The 20,717-nt window shown below is 68.3% G+C and carries 22 protein-coding genes; 8 read left to right on the top strand and 14 right to left on the bottom strand.

Annotated features, from left to right (window positions below):
• Nucleotides 1-15: 15 nt before the first annotated feature.
• From ACY5J6_RS03685 to ACY5J6_RS03665, 5 genes are all read right to left on the bottom strand, one after another.
• Entirely contained in the window at nucleotides 16-555 is a 540-nt protein-coding gene (locus ACY5J6_RS03685) for an NYN domain-containing protein (protein WP_054638704.1), read from the bottom strand.
• A gap of 109 nt (nucleotides 556-664) precedes the next feature.
• Nucleotides 665-3,238 (bottom strand): phosphoenolpyruvate carboxylase, encoded by a 2,574-nt coding sequence (locus tag ACY5J6_RS03680; RefSeq protein ID WP_462846008.1) that lies wholly within the window; start codon nucleotides 3,236-3,238, stop codon nucleotides 665-667.
• On the bottom strand, nucleotides 3,235-3,993 hold the full coding sequence (locus tag ACY5J6_RS03675) for a TIGR00282 family metallophosphoesterase (protein WP_462846007.1): 759 nt from the start codon (nucleotides 3,991-3,993) through the stop codon (nucleotides 3,235-3,237). The genes ACY5J6_RS03680 and ACY5J6_RS03675 overlap by 4 nt, the downstream gene beginning before the upstream one ends.
• A gap of 42 nt (nucleotides 3,994-4,035) precedes the next feature.
• Nucleotides 4,036-4,539 carry a DsrE family protein gene (locus tag ACY5J6_RS03670; RefSeq protein WP_462846006.1) on the bottom strand — a complete coding sequence of 168 codons (504 nt, stop codon included), beginning with the start codon at nucleotides 4,537-4,539 and terminating at the stop codon, nucleotides 4,036-4,038.
• Between the two features lie 82 nt (nucleotides 4,540-4,621).
• Nucleotides 4,622-4,852, bottom strand: coding sequence for a hypothetical protein (locus ACY5J6_RS03665; RefSeq protein WP_462846005.1), 231 nt, complete (start codon nucleotides 4,850-4,852; stop codon nucleotides 4,622-4,624).
• A gap of 23 nt (nucleotides 4,853-4,875) precedes the next feature.
• Here ACY5J6_RS03665 and recO point away from each other — a divergent pair, with 23 nt between their 5' ends.
• Nucleotides 4,876-5,541, top strand: coding sequence for a DNA repair protein RecO (gene recO, locus ACY5J6_RS03660; protein WP_462846004.1), 666 nt, complete (start codon nucleotides 4,876-4,878; stop codon nucleotides 5,539-5,541).
• Here recO and greA read toward each other — a convergent pair.
• The 4 genes from greA to ACY5J6_RS03640 form a co-directional block, all read right to left on the bottom strand.
• On the bottom strand, nucleotides 5,528-5,998 hold the full coding sequence (gene greA, locus ACY5J6_RS03655; protein WP_462846003.1) for a transcription elongation factor GreA: 471 nt from the start codon (nucleotides 5,996-5,998) through the stop codon (nucleotides 5,528-5,530). The two genes, recO and greA, sit on opposite strands and share 14 nt — an antisense overlap.
• A 57-nt stretch (nucleotides 5,999-6,055) precedes the next feature.
• A complete protein-coding gene (locus ACY5J6_RS03650; protein ID WP_462846002.1) occupies nucleotides 6,056-6,802 on the bottom strand; it encodes an aminotransferase class IV in 747 nt (248 codons plus the stop codon).
• Complete coding sequence (locus ACY5J6_RS03645; RefSeq protein WP_462846001.1) at nucleotides 6,799-8,691, bottom strand: chorismate-binding protein; 1,893 nt, start codon at nucleotides 8,689-8,691, stop codon at nucleotides 6,799-6,801. Before ACY5J6_RS03645 ends, ACY5J6_RS03650 begins: the two co-directional genes overlap by 4 nt.
• Before the next feature lie 111 nt (nucleotides 8,692-8,802).
• Nucleotides 8,803-9,813, bottom strand: a complete 1,011-nt coding sequence (locus ACY5J6_RS03640) for a transposase (protein WP_462844384.1) — start codon at nucleotides 9,811-9,813, stop codon at nucleotides 8,803-8,805.
• A 198-nt stretch (nucleotides 9,814-10,011) separates the two neighbouring features.
• Here ACY5J6_RS03640 and leuC point away from each other — a divergent pair, with 198 nt between their 5' ends.
• The 7 genes from leuC to ilvD are packed head-to-tail and all read left to right on the top strand — an operon-like array spanning nucleotide 10,012 to nucleotide 16,535.
• On the top strand, nucleotides 10,012-11,424 hold the full coding sequence (gene leuC, locus ACY5J6_RS03635) for a 3-isopropylmalate dehydratase large subunit (RefSeq protein ID WP_462846000.1): 1,413 nt from the start codon (nucleotides 10,012-10,014) through the stop codon (nucleotides 11,422-11,424).
• Between the two features lie 3 nt (nucleotides 11,425-11,427).
• Nucleotides 11,428-12,033, top strand: coding sequence for a 3-isopropylmalate dehydratase small subunit (gene leuD / locus ACY5J6_RS03630; RefSeq protein WP_462845999.1), 606 nt, complete (start codon nucleotides 11,428-11,430; stop codon nucleotides 12,031-12,033).
• Nucleotides 12,030-13,067: a 3-isopropylmalate dehydrogenase gene (gene leuB / locus ACY5J6_RS03625; protein ID WP_462845998.1), complete on the top strand. Its 1,038-nt coding sequence runs from the start codon at nucleotides 12,030-12,032 to the stop codon at nucleotides 13,065-13,067. The genes leuD and leuB overlap by 4 nt, the downstream gene beginning before the upstream one ends.
• Nucleotides 13,068-13,076: 9 nt before the next feature.
• Nucleotides 13,077-13,610 (top strand): Uma2 family endonuclease, encoded by a 534-nt coding sequence (locus tag ACY5J6_RS03620; protein WP_462845997.1) that lies wholly within the window; start codon nucleotides 13,077-13,079, stop codon nucleotides 13,608-13,610.
• The gene (locus ACY5J6_RS03615; RefSeq protein ID WP_462845996.1) at nucleotides 13,607-14,140 is read left to right on the top strand and encodes a Uma2 family endonuclease; all 534 of its coding nucleotides are present in this window, start codon (nucleotides 13,607-13,609) and stop codon (nucleotides 14,138-14,140) included. The genes ACY5J6_RS03620 and ACY5J6_RS03615 overlap by 4 nt, the downstream gene beginning before the upstream one ends.
• Nucleotides 14,137-14,871 (top strand): SDR family NAD(P)-dependent oxidoreductase, encoded by a 735-nt coding sequence (locus tag ACY5J6_RS03610; protein ID WP_462845995.1) that lies wholly within the window; start codon nucleotides 14,137-14,139, stop codon nucleotides 14,869-14,871. Before ACY5J6_RS03615 ends, ACY5J6_RS03610 begins: the two co-directional genes overlap by 4 nt.
• Entirely contained in the window at nucleotides 14,868-16,535 is a 1,668-nt protein-coding gene (gene ilvD / locus ACY5J6_RS03605; protein ID WP_462845994.1) for a dihydroxy-acid dehydratase, read from the top strand. Before ACY5J6_RS03610 ends, ilvD begins: the two co-directional genes overlap by 4 nt.
• Here ilvD and ACY5J6_RS03600 read toward each other — a convergent pair.
• From ACY5J6_RS03600 to ACY5J6_RS03580, 5 genes are read right to left on the bottom strand one after another with little or no spacing between them, the layout of a single operon-like run.
• Nucleotides 16,532-16,909, bottom strand: a complete 378-nt coding sequence (locus ACY5J6_RS03600; protein ID WP_462845993.1) for a c-type cytochrome — start codon at nucleotides 16,907-16,909, stop codon at nucleotides 16,532-16,534. The two genes, ilvD and ACY5J6_RS03600, sit on opposite strands and share 4 nt — an antisense overlap.
• A gap of 35 nt (nucleotides 16,910-16,944) precedes the next feature.
• Complete coding sequence (locus tag ACY5J6_RS03595; RefSeq protein WP_462845992.1) at nucleotides 16,945-18,000, bottom strand: polyamine ABC transporter substrate-binding protein; 1,056 nt, start codon at nucleotides 17,998-18,000, stop codon at nucleotides 16,945-16,947.
• On the bottom strand, nucleotides 17,997-18,776 hold the full coding sequence (locus ACY5J6_RS03590) for an ABC transporter permease (protein WP_462845990.1): 780 nt from the start codon (nucleotides 18,774-18,776) through the stop codon (nucleotides 17,997-17,999). Before ACY5J6_RS03590 ends, ACY5J6_RS03595 begins: the two co-directional genes overlap by 4 nt.
• Nucleotides 18,773-19,633, bottom strand: a complete 861-nt coding sequence (locus ACY5J6_RS03585) for an ABC transporter permease (RefSeq protein WP_462845989.1) — start codon at nucleotides 19,631-19,633, stop codon at nucleotides 18,773-18,775. Before ACY5J6_RS03585 ends, ACY5J6_RS03590 begins: the two co-directional genes overlap by 4 nt.
• Nucleotides 19,626-20,696, bottom strand: a complete 1,071-nt coding sequence (locus tag ACY5J6_RS03580) for an ABC transporter ATP-binding protein (protein ID WP_462845988.1) — start codon at nucleotides 20,694-20,696, stop codon at nucleotides 19,626-19,628. Before ACY5J6_RS03580 ends, ACY5J6_RS03585 begins: the two co-directional genes overlap by 8 nt.
• Nucleotides 20,697-20,717 lie beyond the last annotated feature (21 nt).

Genomic DNA, 20,717 nt, shown 5'->3' with positions numbered 1-20,717 from the left:
GGCCAGCATGGGGCATTAGCGCTCGGACGACCGGGGCTCCATGAAGGGGTTAGGGATCTCGGGCAGATGGGTGAAGCGGTCCACGGCATCGATGAGCTTCTGGGCCGTGGTCTCCCGGAAGGCGATGACCTCCACCCGTATGCCCCGCTCCATCAGGACCTCGAGGATCTCCACGAAGTCCCCGTCCCCGCTTCCCAGGACCACCACGTCCAGGTAGGGCATGAGGCGCACCATGTCGGCGGCGATGCCCATGTCCCAGTTCCCCTCGTAGATGGGCTTTCCCCCCTCCCCCAGCTCCTTCACCGTGAGGTACATGCGCCGCACCCGGTAGCCGATGGTGGAAAGCTTGTAGATGAAGGGCCAGGCGGAGGTGTCCCCCTCCTTCTCCACCACGTAGGCGGTGGCCCGCACCAGGCGCCTTCCCCCCACGGCGTAGCGCAGAAGGCTCTCAAAGTTCACGTTCCGCTCGTAGTAGTCCCGGGCGGAGTGGTAGAGGTTCTGGGTGTCCACGAAGACCCCAACCCGCTGGTCCTGGTGGTGGCCGAGGAGTTCCATCGGACCCCATCTTATACCCCTTTGGCGTGAACCCAAGCCCAGGTACGGAAGCCCTGCGGGCCTTTTGGGCCGGGGCCCCCATGCTGGCTTGGGCCAGCATGGGGTGGTATTACCCCGCGTTCCTGAGGCCCGCCGCCACCCCCAGGAGGGAGAGGAGGAGGGCCCGCCTAAGCCCCTCGTCCTCCCTCCCCCCAGGGGCCCGGTAGCGGCGCAGAAGCTCCACCTGCACGATGTTGATGGGGTCCACGTAGGGGTTCCTGAGGCCGATCTGCCGCTCCAGGGTCTTTTGGTTGTGGAGCAAAGGGGCCTGGAAGATGGCCTCGAGGAGGGCCCTCGTGGCCTCGTACTCCCGGGCGATGCGGTGGAAAAGGCCGTGGAGGTTCTCGGGCACCAGAGAGAGGTACAGGCGGGCCACCCCCAGGTCGGCCTTGGCCAGGGCCATGGCGGCGCTCTCCAGGGTGGTGGCGAAGAAGGGCCACCCCCGGTACATCTCCCGCAGAAGGTCCAAGGGAAGGCTTCCCAGGGCGGAAAGCCCGTACCAGCCGGGGAGGAGGAGGCGCACCTGGGTCCAGGCCATGACCCAGGGGATGGCCCTGAGGTCCCGGATGTCCCGCACCCGGCCGTGGCGGTACACGGGGCGGCTGGCGATGGGAAGCTCCCCGAGCTCCCTGATGGGCGTCAGGGCCTCGAAGAAAGGGAAGAACCCCTCCTCCTCCAGGAGGGCCCGGTAGCCCTCCGTGCTCCTCTCCCCGGCCTCCCAGAGGGCCTCCCGCCAAAGGGGTTTGGGCTCCACCCCGTCCCCCAGGGCGGCCTGGGCGAAGTGGAAGAGGAGCTGCTCCAGGTGGCGCACGGCGAGCTCGGGGTGGCCGTAGTGGTCCGCCAAGGCCTCCCCCTGCTCCGTGAGGCGGAGGCGGCAGCCCACGCTTTTGGGCGGGAGGCTGGCGATGGCCCGGCCTGCGGGGCCCCCGCCTCGAGCCGTGGAGGTGCCCCGGCCGTGGAAGAAGAAGACCGGAAGCCCCGCCTCCTCCCCCACCCGGCTCAAGGCCTCCTGGGCCTCGTAGAGGGCCAGGTTGGCCATGAGGAAGCCCGCGTCCTTGTTGGAGTCGGAGTAGCCGATCATCACCTCCACCCCGCCCCGCCCCTGGGCGTGGGCCCGGAAGACGGGGTTCTGCAGGAGGCGGCGGAGCACCCCGGGGGCCCGCCTCAGGTCCTCCAGGGTCTCGAAGAGGGGGACCACGTCCAAGGGGAGGGGCTTCCCCGGTCGGTAAAGCCCCACCTCCCGGGCCAGGAGGAAAACGGCCAGGAGGTCGGCGGGGTGGTGGGTCATGGAGACCACGTGGGCCCCCTTGTCCCGCCAGGCCCGGAAGGCCTCGAGGGCCACCCTCAGGGCCTCCCCCTTTGGCGCCTCCCCCACGGGGAGGAGGGGCCTTGCGGTCTTGAGCTCCTGGGTAAGGAGGCCCTCCTGCTCCTCCGGGGAAAGGGCAAGGAAATCGGGGTGGACCCCGCCCACCCGGAGGAGCTCGGCTACGGCCTCCAAAAGCCTTCCCGACTCCTCCCGAAGGTCCAGGGGAGCGAGCTCCAGGCCGAAGGCGGAAAGGCGGGCCTCCAGGGGACGGAGGAAGCTTTCCACCACCCTCCCAAGGCCCAAAGGCGCAAGCCCCGCCGCCGCCACCCGGAGGGCCCGTTCCACCTCCTCCAGGGTGGCCTCCCCGGCCGCAAGCCTCTGGTAAAGGGCGGCGAAGTAGCGCCGGTAGGGCTCCCCCGGGAAGCGCTCCACCCCCTGGCCGCCCTCTTGCACCTCCCGGGGAACGGGCACCCTGGCCCCGGAGAGGGAAAGGTCCCGCACCAGGCCTTCCAAGGCCTCGAGGAGCTTCCTCTGGGCCACCTCCCGGGCGTAGCGGCCGGCGAAGGCGGTGACCTCGGGGGTGACGAAGGGGTTGCCGTCCCGGTCGCCGCCGATCCAGCTCCTGAAGCGCACGGGGCTTTTCAGGCGGGGCCTTTTCCCGTAGACCCGTTCCAGGGCGGCCTCGAGGCCCGCCACCACCCGGGGCACCGCCTCCCAGAGGGTGGTGGGCAGGTAGTAGAGCCCCCCCTTGATCTCGTCCTCCACGCTGGGCCGGGCCTTGCGCACCTCCTCGGTGGCGTAGAGGAGGGCCACCCGGGCGGCAAGCCTCTCCCTGTCCCCCGCCTCCAGCTCCTTCTGCAGGGCCTCCAGGTGATGCCGCAGGGTGCGGCGCCGGGTCTCCGTGGGGTGGGCGGTGAAGGTGAGGAGGAGTTCCAGGCGGTTCAGGTGGGCCTCGGCCTCCTCCAGGGAAAGCCCCCGCTCCTTGAGCGCCTTGGCCAAGGCCAGGAAGCCCTCGGGCCTCGGGGCCTCCAGGGTCTCGGCCTGGGCCCTTAGGCGGTTCACCCGCACCCGGTGGCGCTCCTCCGCCAGGTTCACCAGGTGGAAGTAGTGGGTGAAGGCCCGCACCAAGGCCTCGGCCTCCTCGGTGGAAAGCCCCCGCACCCGGGCCAGAAGCGCCTCCCCCGCCGCCTCATCCCCCTGGCGGCGGGCCTTGGCCAGAAGGCGCACCTCCTCCACCAGGGCGAAGAACCGCTCCCCCGAAAGGGTGCGGATGGCCTCCCCCAGGAGGCGGCCCAGGAGGTCCACCTCGGCGCGGAGGAGATGAAAGGGCTCCTTCACGGCTCTTCCCACACGTAAGGGCTTATGGAAAGGGGCCTTCCCCCCTCAAAGACGAGCTCCGTGGCGTGGAAGCGCGCCCTTCCCTGGGCAGCGCGGAAGGGCTGGGGGCGGCCCGTGAGGAAGCGGGCCAGGAAGGTCTCCACCTCCCCCCCGATGATGGAGCGGTAGGTCCCGGTCATGCCCACGTCGGTCTGGTACAGGGTCCCCTTGGGCAGGGGGGCGGCGTCCAGGGTGGGGACGTGGGTGTGGGTGCCGAGGACCGCCGAGACCCGCCCGTCCAGGTAGTGGGCCAGGGCCATCTTCTCGCTGGTGGCCTCGGCGTGGACCTCCACCACCACGTAGTCCGCCCGCTCCCCGGCGAGGAGGGTGTCCAGGGCGCGGAAGGGATCGTCCAGGGGGTCCATGAAGACCCGGCCCATCACCTGGGTGAAAAGCAGGCTTTCCCCGGCGGCCTCGAGGCGCCAGTACCCCTTTCCCGGGGTGCCCGGGGGGTAGTTGAGGGGCCGCACGATGGGCTCCTTTTCCAAAAGCTCGTAGACCTCCTTGTGGTCCCAGGCGTGGTTGCCCAGGGAAACGAGGTCCACCCCCGCTTCCCGGAGGAGGCGGTAGCTCCTCCGGTCTAAGCCCTTGCCCTTGGCGGCGTTTTCCCCGTTGGCGATGACCAGGTCGTAGCGGTGGCGGATGTCCGGGAGGTGGAGGCTCACCGCCCGGAGGCCAGGCTCGGCCATCACGTCCCCGATGAAGAGAAGCCGCATGGGGGCATTATATGCCCCCACCCGCCAAGCCCCTTGCGGCTTTTAACCCACCTTGATGTAGGCGTACCCCCTGGCTTGGAGTTCCCCCAAAGCCCCCACCCCCGAGGGGACCCACTTGAGGAAGTCCTCGGAGCGGAGCTTGTCCTTGGGAATATTGTTGCGGGCGAAGGTGATCTCGCAAAGGTAGTACTCCACCCCCATCTGGGCCAGCTGGCGCACCCGGGCGAAGAGGGCCTCCCGGTCGTACTGGGCCTGGGCCCAAGGGGTGCCCTCCAGGTCTTTCAGGAAGAACTGAACCCCCGCCCCGTGGGCCACCACCACGATCTTGATCTTGAAGGGGTCGTTGTCGTAGACGGAGAGGTGGTTGCCGATGTTGGTGAGCATTTGGCCGAAGCGGCCCGGGTCCCCGAAGTCCAGGTGGTAGACCACGGCGATGGGGGTCTCCTTCTTAAACTCCTTATACTCCACCCGCTCGTTGGCCTGGGCCCTGAGAAACGAACCCGCCCCCAAGGCCGCACCCAGTTTGAGCAAAAGCCTCCTGTCCATGTTCTCCTCCCGGGCTTAGGAGGGAGGATATAGGGCTCAGCCCAACCCTGTCAAGGGTTTACGCCACCCCTGGAGGGCCGCCTCAGGCCTGCCGCTTCTGCAGGAGGTAAAACACCCCATACCCTATGGCGGCGATGAGGAGAACGGGAATGGCGTACTTGAGGAGGGTGGCCACGAGCCCGGAAAGGCCGAGGAGAACCCGGCCCAAGAAGGTGAAGACCCAGCCCCCCACCCAAAGGAGGAGGAGCACCCCCACCACCACCAAAAGACCAAGCACCACCCATTCCAAGGCGTCCCTCAGCGTGCGCTCCATGGCTTAAGCATACACTAGAGAAGGTGGAACGTTACCGCCTCGAGGAGGGCATCGTGGTGGGCCGCAAGGCCCTTCCCCAAGGGGACCTCCTCCTCCGCTTCCTCACCCCCAGGGGGAGCCTCGAGGCCCTCGCCAGGAAGGGGCAGAGGCCCACGGGGCGGACGGGCCGGCTTTCCCTCTTCCACCACGTGCGCTTCCAGCTCTACGCCAAAGGCGAGGGCCTGCCCACCTTGACCCAGGCGGAGCTGGTGGGCCGCCTCCACGGCCTGGAGGAGCCCCGCCGCTTCCTCCTGGCTTCCTTCCTCGCCGAGCTGGCCTACCGCCTGGCCTCTCCCGAGGCCGCCCCCCGGATCTACCCGGTCTTCGTCTCCGGCCTCCGGGGCATCGCCAAGCACGAGAACCCCCTCCTCCCCCTGGTCTGGGCGGGCTGGCGGGTGATGAAGGCGGGGGGGGTGGCCCCCAACCTCCTGGGGCCGGGCCTCTTCCTCTCCGGGGGCCGCCTGGGGGAGAAGGGGGTTTACCTGGGGGAAAAGGGGGTGGAGGCCCTGCGGGCCGTCCTCCACCTCCCCGGAGGGGAAGCCCTGCCCTACCTGGAAGAGGCCCCTCTGGAAAGGCTTTTGCAGGCCTTGAAAGCCCACGCCCAGGAGGCCCTGGGGCCCCTCCTCTCGGCGGAGGCTATAGGGGCTTGATCTCCAGGATGGTGTAGACCTGGGCCCCCTTCTTGCCCCTGATCTCCACCACGTCCCCCACCTTCTTGCCCAAAAGGGCCTGGCCCAAGGGGGACTCGTCGGAGATCTTCCCGCTGAAGATGTCGGCCTCGTGGCTCCCCACGATGGCCAAGGAAAGCCGTTCCCCCGATTCCGTCTCCAGCTCCACCTGGCAGCCTAGGGCCACCTGGTCGTAGGAGCCGTTGCCCTCCACCACCACCGCCCGGGCCAGGAGGTCCTCCAGCTGGGCGATGCGGGCCTCGTTCTGCCACATGGCCCGCCGGGCCTCGTCGTATCCGGCGTTCTCCCGGAGGTCGCCCTCCTCCAGGGCTTGCTCAAAGTCGGCGGAGATCTCCTGCCGCTTGGTGGTCTTGAGGTGGTGAAGCTCCTCCTGAAGGCGCCGGTAGCCTTCCGGGGTCAAGTAGACGGGCTTTTTCATGCCTCCCTCCTGCGTAAAAGGGGACACCAGCCCAAAGGCCTTGGGCTGGCGGTACCGCTATTCAGTATAGCAGGCGGGGAGGAAGCGTTTTATGAGAGGAAGCAGCTCCTCAGGGGGCCTTCCCACGGGCAGGAGGCCCACCCCGCTCCCTGCGAGGAGGAGGTGGCCCCAAAGCTCCCCCGGCCGGAAAAAGCCCCGCTCCACCCGGAAGCCCAGGGCCTGGGCGGCCTCCGCCACCCTCTCCCGGGTAAGGCCCTCCAACCCCCCCTCCAAAAGGTACAGGGTGCCCTCCCGGAAGAGGAGGGGGCTGGTGCGGCTCCCGTCCACCACGTGGCCGAAGGCGTCCAGAAGCAACCCCTCAAAGGCCCCTTCCCTTTTCGCCTCCGCCATGGCCAGGCGGTAGGGGAGGTAGTTCCCGGTCTTGTAGCGGGCGAGGTCGGGGTGGACGCGGAAGGGGGTGAACCTCACCCGCACCCCCTCCCGGTAGAGGGAAGGGGGCAAGGGAGTGTAGGGCCTGGCCTCGGCGAGCCGCACCCCCTCCCCCACGGTGAGGCGGAGGCGGAGGCAGGGGGCCTCGGGAAAGGCCCGGAGGAGGGCCTCGAGGTCCTCGAGGAAGGCCTCGTCCCCCGGGTAAGGGAGCCCCAGGGCCAGGGCGTGGCGGCGGAGGCGGTGGAGGTGGGCCTCGAGCCAAAGGGGTTCCCCCCTTTCCACCCGGAGGGTGGTGAAGACGCTCACCCCGTGGTAAAGCAAGCTCTCGGGAAGGGGTTCGGCGAAGGGAAGCCCGTTATGCAAGACCCGCTTCATGCCACCTCCAAAAAGTTGGCCAGAAGGCGCATCCCCCAAGGGGAAAGGAGGCTTTCCGGGTGGAACTGCACCCCAAAGGCCTTCTTCCCGTCCCAAAGGGCCATGGGCACACCCCCTTCCGTCCAAGCGAGGAGGCGCGCCCCTGAGGGCAGCCGCCTCAGGGCCAGGGAGTGGTAGCGGGCGAAGGGGGCCGGGCTGGGAATCCCCGCGAAGAGGGCCTCCCCGGTGTGGAAGATGGCGTGCCCCTCCCCGTGAACGGGGTCCTCCCGGTAAAGCTCCGCCCCCAACACCACCCCCAAAGCCTGGTGGCCCAGGCAGACCCCGAGGAGGGGAAGCCCCTCCCCAAGGGCCCTTTCCGTCCACTCCAACACCCGCCCGGCGGTGAAGGGGTCCTTGGGCCCGGGCCCCACCACCAGGTGGGTAAAGCCGGAAAACCCGGGGGCCTCCTCCTGGTCCACCACCACGACCTCAGCCCCCAAGGTCCGGAGGTAGTCCACCAGGTTGTGGCTGAAGGAGTCCCGGTTTTCCAGGAAGAGGACCCGGGCCCGCCTGTACAGGGGAGGAGGGGGCGGGTTCCAGGAGGCCCGCCTTCTCGGGGGCTCGGGGGGCCTTCCCGGCCTTCCCCTCTCCAGGGCGAGGAGGAGGCTTTCCGCCTTGTGGAGGGTTTCCTCGTACTCCCGCTCGGGGTGCGAGGCGATCACCACCCCCGCTCCGGCGGAGAAGAGCACCTCCTCCCCCACCTTCTGGAAGGAACGGATGAGGATGTTGAAGTCCGCCCCCCTCCCCGAGACGTAGCCCAGGCTTCCCGTGTAGGCCCCCCGGGGAACGGGCTCGAGGTCCCGGATGGCCTCCATGGCGGTGCCCTTGGGCGCCCCGGTGATGGTCCCCCCGGGGAAGAGGGCGGGGAAAACCCTCCCCAGAGGGGCTTCAGCGTAGGCCTCCACCTCGGAAACCAGGTGCATCACGTGGGCGTAGCGTTCCACCGTGTAAAGCTCCCGCACCCGCACGCTGCCGGGCCTGGCCACCCGGGCCAGGTCGTTGCGCACCAGGTCCACCAGCATGGCGTGCTCGGCCCGCTCCTTGGGGGAGGAGAGGAGCTCTGCCTCCAGGAGGCGGTCCTCCTCCGGGGTCCTCCCCCGGGGCCTGGTGCCGGCGATGGGCCGGGCCAGAAGCCTCTTCCCCACCCTTTGGAAGAGGCGCTCGGGGCTCCCCGAGACCACCGCCCACCCCTCCCCCTCCAGGAGCCCCATGAAGGGAGAAGGGTTCTGGAGGCGGATCCGGGCGTAGAGGGCCAGGGGATCCACCGCCCCCAGGAGGCGGAAGCGGTGGGAGAGGTTCACCTGGTAGACCACCCCGGCGCGGATCCTCTCCTGGACCTCCCGCACCCCCTCCAGGAAGGCCTCCCGGGGGAAGTCGGAAACCAGGGGGTGAGGGGGCAAGGGAGGAAGGGGATAGGGCCTGGGCCGCAAAGGGAAGGAGGGCCTTTCCACGAGCCTCCCCGAGAGGAGGGCGAAGCCCTCGGGGTAGTAGTAAAAGGCCGCCTCGGGGAGGCCGGGAAGGGGCTTGCGGGTGGGAAGGCCCAGGTGGCGGGCGAACTCGTAGGCGAAAAACCCGATCCAGGCGGGAAAGAACCCTCTGCCCAGGCCCTTTTCCAGGTAGGAGAAGACCTCCAAGGCCTCCCCCACCTGCCGCCCGTCCAGGTAGAGCCGCCCCTCCAGGACCTCGAGGCGGTGCCTGGGCCTGAGGCCCAGAAGGGAAAGCTGGGAGAAGGGCGTCCTCGGCCCCAAGGACTCCAGGAGGGCGGGTTTTAGCCCCAGGGCCCGGGCCGCATGGTAAAGGCCAAGCACGTTAGCAGTATAGGGCTGAGCTCCACCTTTAGGTTCGGACATCTGCCCCCTGCCCGGGGGAAACGGGGGTAGGGAACAACCTTTGCAGCCAGGCTTCCAGGGCGCGGCGCAGGATGTCTACCCACTCCTCTGGGGAAAAGCGCACCGGCTGCCTCAAGAGGACAAAGAGCCCGGAGTAAGCCCCCCACTTCCGCCTCCCCTTTGAGCCCCCCCTTTCAGGCGCCCCCGCGCCTCCTCCCCCACCATCAACCCTACCCCGTAAGCCAAGGCCACCAGGGCCAGGGTCTTCTCCATGGCCTCCCATCCCTTGCTCATCACCCCACCCAACCCCAGGTGCCCCTTCAGGTCCCTAAACCCCTCCTCAATCTTCATCCGCTCCTCGTAGACCCGCAAAAGCTCCTCCGGGGGAAGGTTCCCCATCACCCAAAGGGGCTCCCTCATCCCCTCCCGCCACACCCCCACCAGGTTCACCTCCACCTCACCCCGGTACCACACCCCCTCGTACCTCACCTCCCGACCCCGGTCCACCCAGGGAATAAGCCGCTCCCCACGCCACAAAAGCCTGGGCCTCGTCCCCAGGTTCAACCGCACCGCGTACCTCACCCCCCACCGCTCCAGGGCCTCCAGCCACCCCCCGAAGGAAAACTCCCGGTCAAACACCCACACCGTCCCCTCCTCCACGTACTCCACCACCTCCTCCACCAGTCCCTCCCAGGTCCGGTTCCTCCCCTCCCCCTTCCCCTCCCAGTAGCTCCCCACGTACACCGGCACCGCCCGGCCCCCGTAAGGCTGGGCAAAGACCACCGCCCAAAAACCCAGGGTCTTGCCATCGGAAAGCCGTCCCACGTAGGGGGTGCGCCTGGCCTGGGGACGGGGGACCTCCGTGGGGTCCACCAGGAGAAAGGGCGTCTTGGGGTCCAGAAGCCGCAGGAGGTAGCGCTTGGGCTCCAAGAGGGGCAAGAGGCGGTCTATCGCCTTGTAGTTGGCCTCCTCCTTGGCCTCCTCCCGGTAAGCCCTGGCCCAGTCGCTCTTCCGAGCCGAGCCCGAGGCCAGGATGGACCACAGCAAACGGGCCACCTTGTCTTCCCACCGCCAAAGCCACGGGTCCAGCAAAGGGCTCACAAAGGGCCTCAAAGCCTCTGGCTCAAAGGGTAACCTCCTCATGCCTACATGATGTCCGAACCAAAAGGGGGAGGCCAGGTATAGGGGCCTTGACCGGAAAGGGCGCTTCCCCTTAGGCTAAGGGCCAATGCGGCGGAGCGTCCTACTACGCCTAAGCCGGGCAGGCCCGGTTTAGGGAAAGGCTTTGCCGCCTGCCCCCGGGCCCCAAACCCCGGGGGGTTTTGCATAGGGAGGGAGAGAATGGGAAAAACGCTCTACGAGAAGGTCTGGGAAGCCCACGAGGTGAGGAAGCTCCGAAACGGCCAGAGCCAGCTCTTCATAGACCTCCACCTCCTCCACGAGGTCACGAGCCCCCAGGCCTTCGGGATGCTTCGGGACCTGGGCCTTCGGGTACGCTACCCCCACCGCACCTTCGCCACCGTGGACCACATCGTCCCCACCCACGACCGCACCGAGCCCTTCCAGGACCCCCTGGCCCAGAGCATGCTGGAGGCCCTCAGGGCGAACACAAGGGAGCACGGCATCACCTTCTTTGACCTGGGGAGCGGGGACCAGGGCATCGTCCACGTCATCGGGCCCCAGCTCGGCCTCACCCAGCCCGGGATAACCATCGCCTGCGGGGACTCCCACACCTCCACCCACGGGGCCTTCGGGGCCGTGGCCTTCGGCATCGGCACCAGCCAGGTGCGGGACGTCCTCGCCACCCAGACCCTGGCCGCCCAGAAGCTCAAGGTGCGGCGGATCAACGTGGAGGGGAGGCTTGCCCCCGGGGTCTACGCCAAGGACGTGATCCTCCACATCATCCGCCACCTGGGGGTGAAGGGGGGCCTGGGCTACGCCTACGAGTACGGGGGAAGCGCCGTGGAGGCCATGGACATGGAAAGCCGCATGACCCTCTGCAACATGTCCATTGAGGGCGGGGCCCGGGTGGGCTACGTGAACCCCGACGAGACCACCTTCCAGTACCTCGAGGGCCGCCCCTACGTCCCCAAGGGGCCCGAGTGGGAGGAGGCCAAGAGACGGTGGCTCGCCCTCCGCTCCGACCCCGACGCCCCCTACGACGACGTGGTCACCTTCCGCGCCGAGGAGATCGCCCCCACGGTCACCTGGGGCATCACCCCGGGGCAGGCCATCCCCATTGACGGCAGGATTCCCCTCCTGGAGGAGCTTCCCGAGGAGGAGCGCCCCGTGGCCGAGGAGGCCTTGGCCTACATGGGCTTTAGGCCTGGCCAGCCCATCAAGGGGGTGCCCGTGCAGGTGGCCTTCATCGGAAGCTGCACCAACGCCAGGCTTTCCGACCTCAGGGAGGTGGCCCGCCACCTTAAGGGGCACAAGGTGAAGAAGGGGGTGCGGGCCCTGGTGGTGCCGGGCTCGGAGTGGGTGGCGAGGAAGGCCGAGGAAGAGGGGATCGCCGAGGTCTTCCGCGAGGCGGGGTTTGCGTGGCGGATGCCCGGCTGCTCCATGTGCCTGGCCATGAACCCGGACCGCCTGGAAGGGGACGAGCTCGCCGCCTCGAGCTCCAACCGGAACTACAAGGGACGCATGGGAAGCCCCAGGGGCCGCACCGTCCTCATGAGCCCCCTCATGGTGGCGGCGGCGGCCGTGGCCGGGGAGATCGCCGACGCCCGGGAAGTCTTCGGGATCGGGAGGTAAGCCATGCTGGAGAAGTTCACCGTGATCCGGGGAAGGGCCGTGCCCCTTAGGGGCGAGGACATCGACACCGACCGCATCATCCCCGCCCGCTTCATGAAGGCCCTCACCTTCGAGGGCCTGGGGCAGTACCTCTTCTACGACGAGCGCTTTGACGAAAAGGGGAACCCCAAGCCCCACCCCTTAAACGACCCCCGCTACCGGGGGGCCACGATCCTCTTGGTGGAGTCGGGCTTCGGCTCCGGCTCTAGCCGCGAGCACGCGCCCCAGGCCATCAAGCGGGCAGGCTTCCGGGCCATCATCGGGGAGAGCTTCGCCGAGATCTTCTTCGGCAACGCCACCGCCATCGGCCTCCCCTGCGTGAGCCTGGCCCCTGAGGACCTGGCGGTCCTCTTCCAGGCCGTGGAGGAGAACCCGGAAGTGGAGGTGGAGATAGACCTGGTGCAGAAGGAGGTGCGCTTCGGGGACCGGGTAGCCCCCCTCTTCCTCCGGGAAGAGGCCCGGGAGGCCCTGGTGGAGGGGCTTTGGGACCCCATCGGGGAACTTCTGGAGGCCGGAGAGCTTCTGGACGCCTTTGACCAGAAGCTCCCCTACCCCAGGAGGGCGGAATGAAGGTGGCGGTGCTTCCCGGGGACGGGATCGGCCCCGAGGTCACCGAGGCCGCCCTGAGGGTCCTGAGGGCCCTGGACGAGGCCGAGGGCCTGGGCCTCGCCTACGAGGTCTTCCCCTTCGGGGGAGAGGCCATAGACCGGTTCGGGGAGCCCTTCCCCGAGCCCACGCAAAAGGGCGTGGAGGAGGCGGAGGCAGTGCTTCTGGGAAGCGTGGGGGGGCCCAAGTGGGACGCCCTTCCCCGGAGGATCCGCCCGGAGACGGGGCTTTTGGCCCTAAGGAAAAGCCAGGACCTCTTCGCCAACCTCCGCCCGGCCAAGGTCTTCCCCGGGCTGGAAAGGCTTTCCCCCCTGAAGGAGGAGATCGCCCGGGGGGTGGACGTCCTCATCGTCCGGGAGCTCACCGGGGGGATCTACTTCGGCGAGCCCCGGGGGATGTCGGAGGCCGAGGCCTGGAACACGGAGCGCTACAGCAAGCCCGAGGTGGAGCGGGTGGCCAAGGTGGCCTTCGAGGCGGCGAGGAAGCGCAGGAAGCGCGTGGTGAGCGTGGACAAGGCGAACGTGCTGGAGGTGGGGGAGTTCTGGCGCAAGACCGTGGAAGAGGTGGGGCGGGGCTACCCCGACGTCGCCCTGGAGCACCAGTACGTGGACGCCATGGCCATGCACCTGGTCAAGAACCCGGCCCGCTTTGACGTGGTGGTCACGGGGAACCTCTTCGGGGACATCCTCTCGGACCTGGCGAGCGTCCTCCCGGGGTCCTTGGGCCTCCTCCCCTCCGCCTCCTTGGGAAGGGGCACCCCGGTCTTTGAGCCCGTGCACGGCTCCGCCCCCGACATCGCCGGCAAAGGCCTCGCCAACCCCACGGCGGCCATCCTCTCCGCCGCCTTGATGCTGGAACACGCCTTCGGCCTGGTGGAGCTCGCCCGCAAGGTGGAAGATGCCGTGGCCAAGGCCCTCCTGGAGACCCCGCCCCCGGACCTCGGGGGAAGCGCGGGCACGGAGGCCTTCACGGCCACGGTCCTCCGCCACCTGGCCTAAGATGGGGGTATGATCCGGCACCGCTTCAGCGCCGAGGACTTCCACCGCATGGCCGAGGCGGGCATCCTGGGGGAGGACGACCGGGTGGAGCTCATCCGGGGGGAGGTGGTGGAGCTGAGCCCCATTGGAAAGCGGCATGCCTACGTCCTGAACACCCTCGTGGACCTCTTGAGCGCCCTACGGGATCAAAGCGTGCTCTCGGTGCAAAACCCCCTGGTGCTTTTCCCGGACACCGAGGTCTATCCGGACCTCGCCCTCCTTAAGCCCCCGAGGACCCGGTACCGCGACCGCCTACCTGAGGCCAAGGACGCCCTCTTGGTGGTGGAGGTGGCCGAGACCAGCCTGGACCACGACCTCAAGGTGAAGCTCCCCCTCTACGCCCAAGCGGGGATACCCGAGGTCTGGGTGGTGGACCTGGTGCGGGAGAAGGTGCGCATCTTCCGCCATCCCGAGGGAGAGGGTTACCGGGAGGCGGAGGCCCTCGAGGACGGGGAGCTTTCGGTCCTCTCGCTGAAGGTGCCGGTCAAGGAGGTCCTGCCGTGACCCGCCACAAGGTTTCCCTGGAAGAGTTCCACCGCATGGTGGAGGCCGGGGTCTTCCCGGAGGACCTAAGGCTGGAGCTCGTGGAAGGAGACCTGGTAGAGATGAGCCCCATCGGAAAACGCCACGCCGCCAAGGTGGCCAAGCTCACCGCCCTCTTCGGCCCCCTTGTGCCCCAAAAGGCCATCCTCTTCGTGCAAAGCCCCCTGGTGGTGGGGGAGTCGGAGCTTTACCCCGACCTCGCCCTCCTTAAGCCCCGGCCCGACTTTTACGAGGAGGAGCTGCCCCAGGGACGGGACGCCCTCTTGGTGGTGGAGGTGGCTGACACCTCCCTGCGCTACGACCTCCAGGTGAAGCTCCCCCTCTACGCCCAAGCCGGGGTCCCCGAAGTCTGGGTGGTGGACCTCGAGGGGAGGAGGGTCCTGGTCCACCGGAAGCCCGAGGGGGAGGCCTACCAAGAGGTGGAGGCCCTGGGCCCTGGGGCCGGGCTCGCCTTCCAGGGCGTGGCGATCCCCACGGAGGAGCTTCTATGAGAAAGACCCTGATCCTCACCGGGGCGAGCCGGGGCATCGGGAAGGCCCTGGCTTTGGCCCTCGCCAAGGAGGGCTTTGACCTGGTGCTCAACGCCCGCTCGGAAGGCCCCTTGCGGGCGGTGGCCGAGGAGGTCCAGGCCCTGGGAGCGAGGGTGGCCTACGTGGCGGGAAGCGCGGGGAAAGCGGAGGTGGCCCACGCCTTGGTGGAGCGGGCCGAGGCCTTGGGGAACTTCCAGGGCTACATCCACAACGCCGGGGTCCTCCACCCGGGGCCCCTCCTCTTTGAGCTGGCGGAGGAGCTTTTCCTGGAGGTCCTCGAGGCCAACCTCCTCGCCGGCTACCAGCTCGCCCGCTTCGCCTACCCCGTCCTCAGGCGCCAAGGGGAGGGCCTCGCGGTGTACCTGGGCTCGGGGGCGGCGGAGAGCAACCTGCCGGGCATCGGGGCCTACGCCGTGACCAAGGCGGCGGAGGAGCACCTGGCCAGGCAGCTCGCCGCCGAGGCCCCGGAGGTCACCTGCTTCGTCTTCCGCCCCGGGGTGGTGGAGACGGAGATGCAGCGCCAGGCCCGGGAGGCCCAGGGGAGCGCCGCGGGCGTGCTCCACCGGGTCTTTAGGGGTTACAAGGAAGAGGGGCGTCTCCTCACGCCGGAGGAGGCCGCCAAGGCCCTGGTGCGGCTTCTCCCCAAGGCCAGGGCCTTCCACGGAAGGATCGCCACCTGGAGGGACGCATGAGGTCAGACCGGATCAAGAAGGGACTGCAGCAGGCCCCCGCCCGCAGCATGCTCCGGGCGGTGGGGGTGGGGGACGAGGACTTCGGAAGGCCATTCGTGGGGGTGGTGAACACCTTCACCGACGGCATGCCCTGCAACTTCCACCTGCGAAGCCTCGCCCTCCACCTCAAGGCCGGGCTCAAGGAGGCGGGGCTTGTCCCCTTTGAGTTCGGGGCCCCCGCCATCTCCGACGGCATCAGCATGGGCACCCCCGGCATGCGGGCAAGCCTGGTAAGCCGCGAGGTCATCGCCGACAGCGTGGAGCTCATCGCCCAGGGCTACCTCTACGACGGCATGGTGGCCCTCTCCGCCTGCGACAAGACCATCCCCGGGGGGGCCATGGGGGTGATCCGCAGCGGCGTCCCCGGCATGGTCCTCTACGGGGGAACCATCGCCCCGGGAGAGTGGCGGGGCCGGAAGCTCACCATCGTGGAGGTCTTTGAGGCGGTGGGGCAAAGGGCCGCCGGGAAGATCGGCGAGGAAGAGCTTTTGGAGATTGAGCGCCGGGCCATCCCCGGCCCCGGGGCCTGCGGCGGCCAGTACACCGCCAACACCATGGCCATGGCCCTCGAGGCCTTGGGCCTCTCCCCCGTGGGCTACAACGCCATCCCCGCCGTCCACCCCGAAAAGGAGCGGGCCACCAAGGAGGCGGGGCGGATCCTCGCCTGGGCCATAGAGCGCGACTGGAAGCCCAAGGACTTCCTCACCCGGAAGGGCTTCCTCAACGCCATCGCCGCCGTGGCCGCCACGGGGGGGAGCACCAACGCCGTCCTTCACCTCCTCGCCCTGGCCAAGGAGGCGGGGGTGGAGCTCAGCCTGGACGACTTTGACCGGATCTCCCGCAAGACCCCGGTGATCGCCGACCTCAGGCCCTGGGGCACCTACACCGCCTGGGAGCTGTATGAAGCCGGGGGGACGGCCCTCGTCTTCAAGCGGCTTTTGGAGGCGGGGCTTTTATACGGGGAGGAAAAGACCCTCACGGGCCGCACCCTGGCGGAGGAGGTGGAAAGGGCCTACCGGGAAAAGGAGGGGCAGAGGGTGGTCTTCCCCGTGGGGAAGGCCCTAAAACCCCACGGGGGCCTCGTGGTGCTCAAGGGGAACCTCGCCCCTCAAGGCGCCGTCCTCAAGCTCGCGGGGACGGAGCGCACCTATTTTGAGGGCCCGGCCCGGGTCTTTGACTCCGAGGAGGCGGCCATGGAGAAGGTCCTGAAGGGGGAGATCCGGCCCGGGGACGTGGTGGTCATCCGCTACGTGGGGCCCAAGGGGGCGCCGGGGATGCCCGAGATGCTCTCGGTGACCAGCGCCATCGTGGGGGAGGGGCTTGGGCCCGAGGTGGCCCTCCTCACCGACGGCCGCTTCTCCGGGGGCACCCGCGGCCTCATGATCGGCCACATCGCCCCCGAGGCCTTCGTGGGCGGGCCCATCGCCCTTTTGGAAGAGGGCGACCGCATCCGGATTGACGTGGAAGGCCGCCTCCTGGAGGTCCTCCTTCCCGAGGAGGAGCTGGAAAGGCGGAAGGCCCGCTGGCAACCCCGCCCCCCCGCCTTCACCCACGGCCTCTTCGCCCGCTACGCCGCCCTGGTGCGCCAGGCGGACGAGGGGGCCGTATTGGAAGACCCCCTCTAGGGCCTTGGGATCCGGTCCGGGGCCAGGTTCTGGCCCCGCTCCTTCTTGATGTCCTCGGGCCTGAAGGGCTCCCCCTTAGCCTTGAGGAGGGCCATGAGGTGGTTGAGGAGGGCGGCCAGCTCCTCGTCCTTAAGCTGGGCGAAGCCAGGCATCAGGCCCGCCTCCCCCTTTTTCCCGTAGAGGACCACCAGGACCAGGTAGCGCCGCCCCTCGAGGGTGGCGAAGAGGGGAAGGGCCCCCTGGAGGCCGGGGTAGGGTTTCACCCCTTGGGCCCTGTCCCCGTGGCACTGGGCGCAGGTCCTGGCCCAAAGCCCCTCCACCCCTTGGGCGAAGGCCGGAAGCCCCAAGAGGAGGAAGAGGAGGGCCCGCTTCATGGCTCCAGTATAGACCCCTTATGCCCGGGGCCTCTTTAGCGGGCCTTCACCTCGGTCCAGACCCGGTCGTAAAGGGCGATGTCCGGCCCCAGGTCCTTGAGGTACTCCAGCTTGGCGCGCACCTCCTCTGGTGGAAAGACGGTGGGGTCCTGGCGCATCTCCTCGGGCAGGAGGGGGATGGCCTGGGCCACGGGGGTGGCGTAGCGGGTGTACGCCGCCAGGGTAGCGGCGTTTTCCGGCTCCAAGAGAAAGTCAATGAAGCGGTAGGCCAGCTCCTGGGCCGGGCCCCGCTTCAGCACCACCATGGCGTCCGTCCAAAGCGTTCCCCCCTCCTTGGCCAGGGCGTAGCGGAGGCGTTCGTCCTCCCCCCGGGCCTGAAGGACGTCCCCTGAGTAGGCGAGGCTTAGGGCGGCGTCCCCCGCCAGGATGCGGTTCAGGGCCTCCACCCCCCCGGCGAAGCCCACGGAGCGCCCCTTGGCGGCGAGGAGGAGTTCCTTGGCCTTCTCCAGGGCAAGGGGGTCGGTGGTGTTCACCGAGTAGCCCAGGTACCTAAGGGCCGCCCCGATGGTCTCCCGCATCTCGTCCAGGAGGAGAAAAGGGCCCACCTGGCGGCCCGGGTCAAAGAAGGCGGCATAGGAGTCCACCGTGCCCTTCACCAGGTCCTCCCGGTAGGCGATCCCCGTGGTGCCCCAGAGGTAGGGCACGGAATGCTGCAGGCCGGGGTCGTAGGGTGGGTCCAGGAAGAAGGGGTCCAGGTGGGCGAGGTTCTTCAGCCTCCCCTTGTCCAAGGGGGCGAGGAGCCCGTCCCGGGCCATCTGCAGGACGTAGTAGTCCGGGGCCACCACCAGGGAGAACTCCCGGTCCGCCCCCGCCTTGAGCTTGGCCAGCATGGCCTCGGGGGACTCAAAGGTGTCCAGGACCACCTTGGCCCCCGTCTCCCGCTCAAACTTCCGGACAAGCTCCTCGGGGATGTAGTCGGCCCAGTTGAGGAAGTAAAGGGTGCCCGCGCCCGAAGGGGCCTTAGGGCGAAAGAGAAGCCACCCCAGGAGCGCCAGGGCTACCGCCAGGAGCAAGGCTCCGATCCGCCTCATACCCTCCTCCGGCTGAGAGCATACCCTAAAGCCAGGAAAAAGGCGCTAAGCCCCACGATGAGGGTGGAGAGGGCGTGGACCTTGGGGCTTACCCCCAGCTTCACGCTGGAGTAGATGTAAAGGGGCAAGGTGGTGGCCCCGGGCCCCGCGGTGAAGAAGGTGACCACGAAGTCGTCCAGGGAAAGGGTGAGGGCGAGGAGCGCCCCCGCCGCCACCCCCGGCCAGGCCAGGGGGAGGGTCACATACCAAAAGGTCTGGAAGCCCCTCGCCCCCAGGTCCCGGGCGGCCTCCTCCAGGGCGGGGTCCAAAAGGAGGAGCCGGGAGCGCACCACCAGGGTCACGAAGGCCACCTGGAAGGTGATGTGCCCGAGGACCACCGTGAGGAGGGAAAGCCTTGGAAAGCCCCAAAGCTCCCGGGAGAAGGCGAAGAGGAGGAGGAGGGAAACCCCCATGACCACGTCGGGCACCACCACGGGGACGTAGAGGAGGTAGCGCAAAAAGCCCTTCCCGAGGAAGCGGTAGCGCACCAGGCCCAAGGCGAGGAGGGTCCCGAGGACCGTGGAGACCAGGGTGGAGACCGAGGCCACAAGAAGGGTGTTGGCGAAGTACTCCAAAACCCTGGGGTCCTGGAAGAGGCCCTGGTACCACTTCAGGGTGAAGCCGGTGAAGCGAACCCCCCTGCGGCTCTCGTTGAAGGAGAGGGCCACGATGACCAGGATGGGGAGGTAAAGGAAGGCATAGACCAACAGGGCGTGGAGGGAGAGAAGCCGCCTCATACCAGATCCTCAAGCCCCCTTTCCCCCTGGAGGCGGGCGTAGAGGTAGAGGCTTAGGAGGACGAAGGCCATGAGGAAGACGCTCAAGGCCGCCCCGAAGGCCCAGTCCCGGGTAACGCCGAACTGCTGCTGGATGAGGTTGCCGATGAGGACCACCCGCCCCGCCCCCAGAAGGTCGGCCACCACGAAGGTGCCCATGGCCGGGATGAAGACCAGGACGCTTCCCGCAAAGAGCCCCGGGTAGGTCTGGGGAAGCACGGCGTGGAGGAAGGCCCTAACGGGCCTTGCCCCAAGGTCGTAGGCCGCTTCCAAAAGCTGCCAGTCCACCCGTTCCACGCTGGCGTAGACCGGAAGCACGAAAAAGGGCAGGAAGGTGTAGACCGTGGCCAGGAGCACGGCGAAGAAGGAGGGGTAAAGGGTGAAGGGGCCAAGGCCGAAGGCCTGCAGAAGGGCGTTCGCCACCCCTTCCCGCTGCAGGAGGACCAGCCAGGCGTAGACCCGGATGAGGAAGTTGGTGAAGAAGGGAAGGAGGAGGAAAAGGAGAAGGAGGTCCCGCCGGGGGTGGCGGGCGAGGTAAAAGGCCAGGGGGTAGCCCAGAAGGGCGGAGAAGAGGGTGGCCAGGGCCCCTATCCCGAGGCTCTGGGCGAAGGCCTCGAGGTAAGGGGGCTCCAAAAGCCTCAGGTAGTTCCTAAGGGTCAAGGGCCCCTGAAGCTCCCCGTAGGGCCCCCGGCTCATCAAGGAGGCCAGGAGGACCAGGAGGGTGGGGAGGAGGACAAAGAGAAAGAGCCAAAGCCCCCCCGGGCCTACGGTGACCAGCACCCGGAAGAACCGCTGCCACGGGGTAGCCGCCTCATTCATGGAGCACCACCAGGTTCTCTGGGGGAAGGTAGCACAAAACCTCCTCCCCGTAGGTAAACTCCTCGGCCCCCGGCTCCTGGAGGTCCTGGTTCAAGGTGTAGGCCAGAAGCCGCATCCCCCCTGCCCGCAGGTAGTACTGGTTCTCGGCCCCCGTGTAGACGATCTCTTCCACCACCGCCCGCACCAGGTTCTCCCGGGCGGGAAGGCCGTTTCCCACGGGGTAGAGGCGGATTTTCTCCGGGCGGATCCCCAAAAGGGCCTCCCCCTCCAAAGGGGACCGGAGGCGCAAGGGCCCCAAGGGAGTTTCCGCTCCCAAGGGGTGGGGCCTTGCGGGAAGGAAGTTGAAGCGGCCCAGGAACTCGGCCACGAAGCGGTTTTTGGGGCGCTCGTAGACCTCATCGGGAAGGCCCACCTGCACGATGCGCCCGGAGCGCATCACGGCGATGCGGTCCGACATGACCAAGGCCTCCTCCTGGTCGTGGGTGACGAAGATGAAGGTGGTGCCAAGCCGCCTCTGGATCTGCATGAGCTCCACCCGAAGCTCCTGGCGGAGCCTGGCGTCCAAGGCGGAGAGGGGCTCGTCCAGGAGGAGCACCTCCGGCTCCAGCACCAGGGCCCGGGCCAGGGCCACCCGCTGCTTCTGCCCCCCGGAAAGCTCCCGGGGATAGCGCTTCTCCAGGCCGAGGAGGTCCACCAGCTCCAAAGCCCAGGCCACCTTCTCCCGGACGGCCTCCGGGGGAAGGCCCTTCATGCGGAGCCCGAAGGCGATGTTGGCCTCTACGGTCATGTGGGGGAAGAGGGCGTAGTTCTGGAAGACGGTGTTCACGGGGCGCCCATAGGGGGGCACCCCGGCCATGTCCCGCCCCCCGATCTCTATGCGGCCCGCGTCCGGGGTTTCAAAGCCGGCGAGGAGCCTTAAGAGGGTGGTCTTGCCGCAACCCGAGGGCCCGAGGAGGCTGAAGAACTCGCCCCTATGGACCTCGAGGTCCACCCCCTCCAAGGCCACCACCCCCCCGTAGGCCTTCCGCACCCCAAGGAGGCGCACCAAGACGTCCCTGGCCACGGGGCCCAGTTTATATAACCC

The sequence above is a fragment of the Thermus sp. H19.2 genome, assembly GCF_054979525.1.
Note: the sequence above shows the minus strand (reverse complement) of the source record. Positions and strands in the feature narration are given on the sequence as shown.

Excerpts from the sequence above, each read along its gene's own strand:
- ACY5J6_RS03685 (WP_054638704.1), bottom strand. The coding sequence starts at position 555 with ATGGAACTCCTCGGCCACCACCAGGACCAGCGGGTTGGGGTCTTCGTG.
- ACY5J6_RS03675 (WP_462846007.1), bottom strand. The coding sequence starts at position 3,993 with ATGCGGCTTCTCTTCATCGGGGACGTGATGGCCGAGCCTGGCCTCCGG.
- ACY5J6_RS03670 (WP_462846006.1), bottom strand. The coding sequence starts at position 4,539 with ATGGACAGGAGGCTTTTGCTCAAACTGGGTGCGGCCTTGGGGGCGGGT.
- ACY5J6_RS03665 (WP_462846005.1), bottom strand. The coding sequence starts at position 4,852 with ATGGAGCGCACGCTGAGGGACGCCTTGGAATGGGTGGTGCTTGGTCTT.
- greA (WP_462846003.1), bottom strand. The coding sequence starts at position 5,998 with ATGAAAAAGCCCGTCTACTTGACCCCGGAAGGCTACCGGCGCCTTCAG.
- ACY5J6_RS03650 (WP_462846002.1), bottom strand. The coding sequence starts at position 6,802 with ATGAAGCGGGTCTTGCATAACGGGCTTCCCTTCGCCGAACCCCTTCCC.
- ACY5J6_RS03645 (WP_462846001.1), bottom strand. The coding sequence starts at position 8,691 with ATGTCCGAACCTAAAGGTGGAGCTCAGCCCTATACTGCTAACGTGCTT.
- ACY5J6_RS03640 (WP_462844384.1), bottom strand. The coding sequence starts at position 9,813 with ATGAGGAGGTTACCCTTTGAGCCAGAGGCTTTGAGGCCCTTTGTGAGC.
- leuC (WP_462846000.1), top strand. The coding sequence starts at position 10,012 with ATGGGAAAAACGCTCTACGAGAAGGTCTGGGAAGCCCACGAGGTGAGG.
- leuD (WP_462845999.1), top strand. The coding sequence starts at position 11,428 with ATGCTGGAGAAGTTCACCGTGATCCGGGGAAGGGCCGTGCCCCTTAGG.
- leuB (WP_462845998.1), top strand. The coding sequence starts at position 12,030 with ATGAAGGTGGCGGTGCTTCCCGGGGACGGGATCGGCCCCGAGGTCACC.
- ACY5J6_RS03620 (WP_462845997.1), top strand. The coding sequence starts at position 13,077 with ATGATCCGGCACCGCTTCAGCGCCGAGGACTTCCACCGCATGGCCGAG.
- ACY5J6_RS03610 (WP_462845995.1), top strand. The coding sequence starts at position 14,137 with ATGAGAAAGACCCTGATCCTCACCGGGGCGAGCCGGGGCATCGGGAAG.
- ilvD (WP_462845994.1), top strand. The coding sequence starts at position 14,868 with ATGAGGTCAGACCGGATCAAGAAGGGACTGCAGCAGGCCCCCGCCCGC.
- ACY5J6_RS03600 (WP_462845993.1), bottom strand. The coding sequence starts at position 16,909 with ATGAAGCGGGCCCTCCTCTTCCTCCTCTTGGGGCTTCCGGCCTTCGCC.
- ACY5J6_RS03595 (WP_462845992.1), bottom strand. The coding sequence starts at position 18,000 with ATGAGGCGGATCGGAGCCTTGCTCCTGGCGGTAGCCCTGGCGCTCCTG.
- ACY5J6_RS03590 (WP_462845990.1), bottom strand. The coding sequence starts at position 18,776 with ATGAGGCGGCTTCTCTCCCTCCACGCCCTGTTGGTCTATGCCTTCCTT.
- ACY5J6_RS03585 (WP_462845989.1), bottom strand. The coding sequence starts at position 19,633 with ATGAATGAGGCGGCTACCCCGTGGCAGCGGTTCTTCCGGGTGCTGGTC.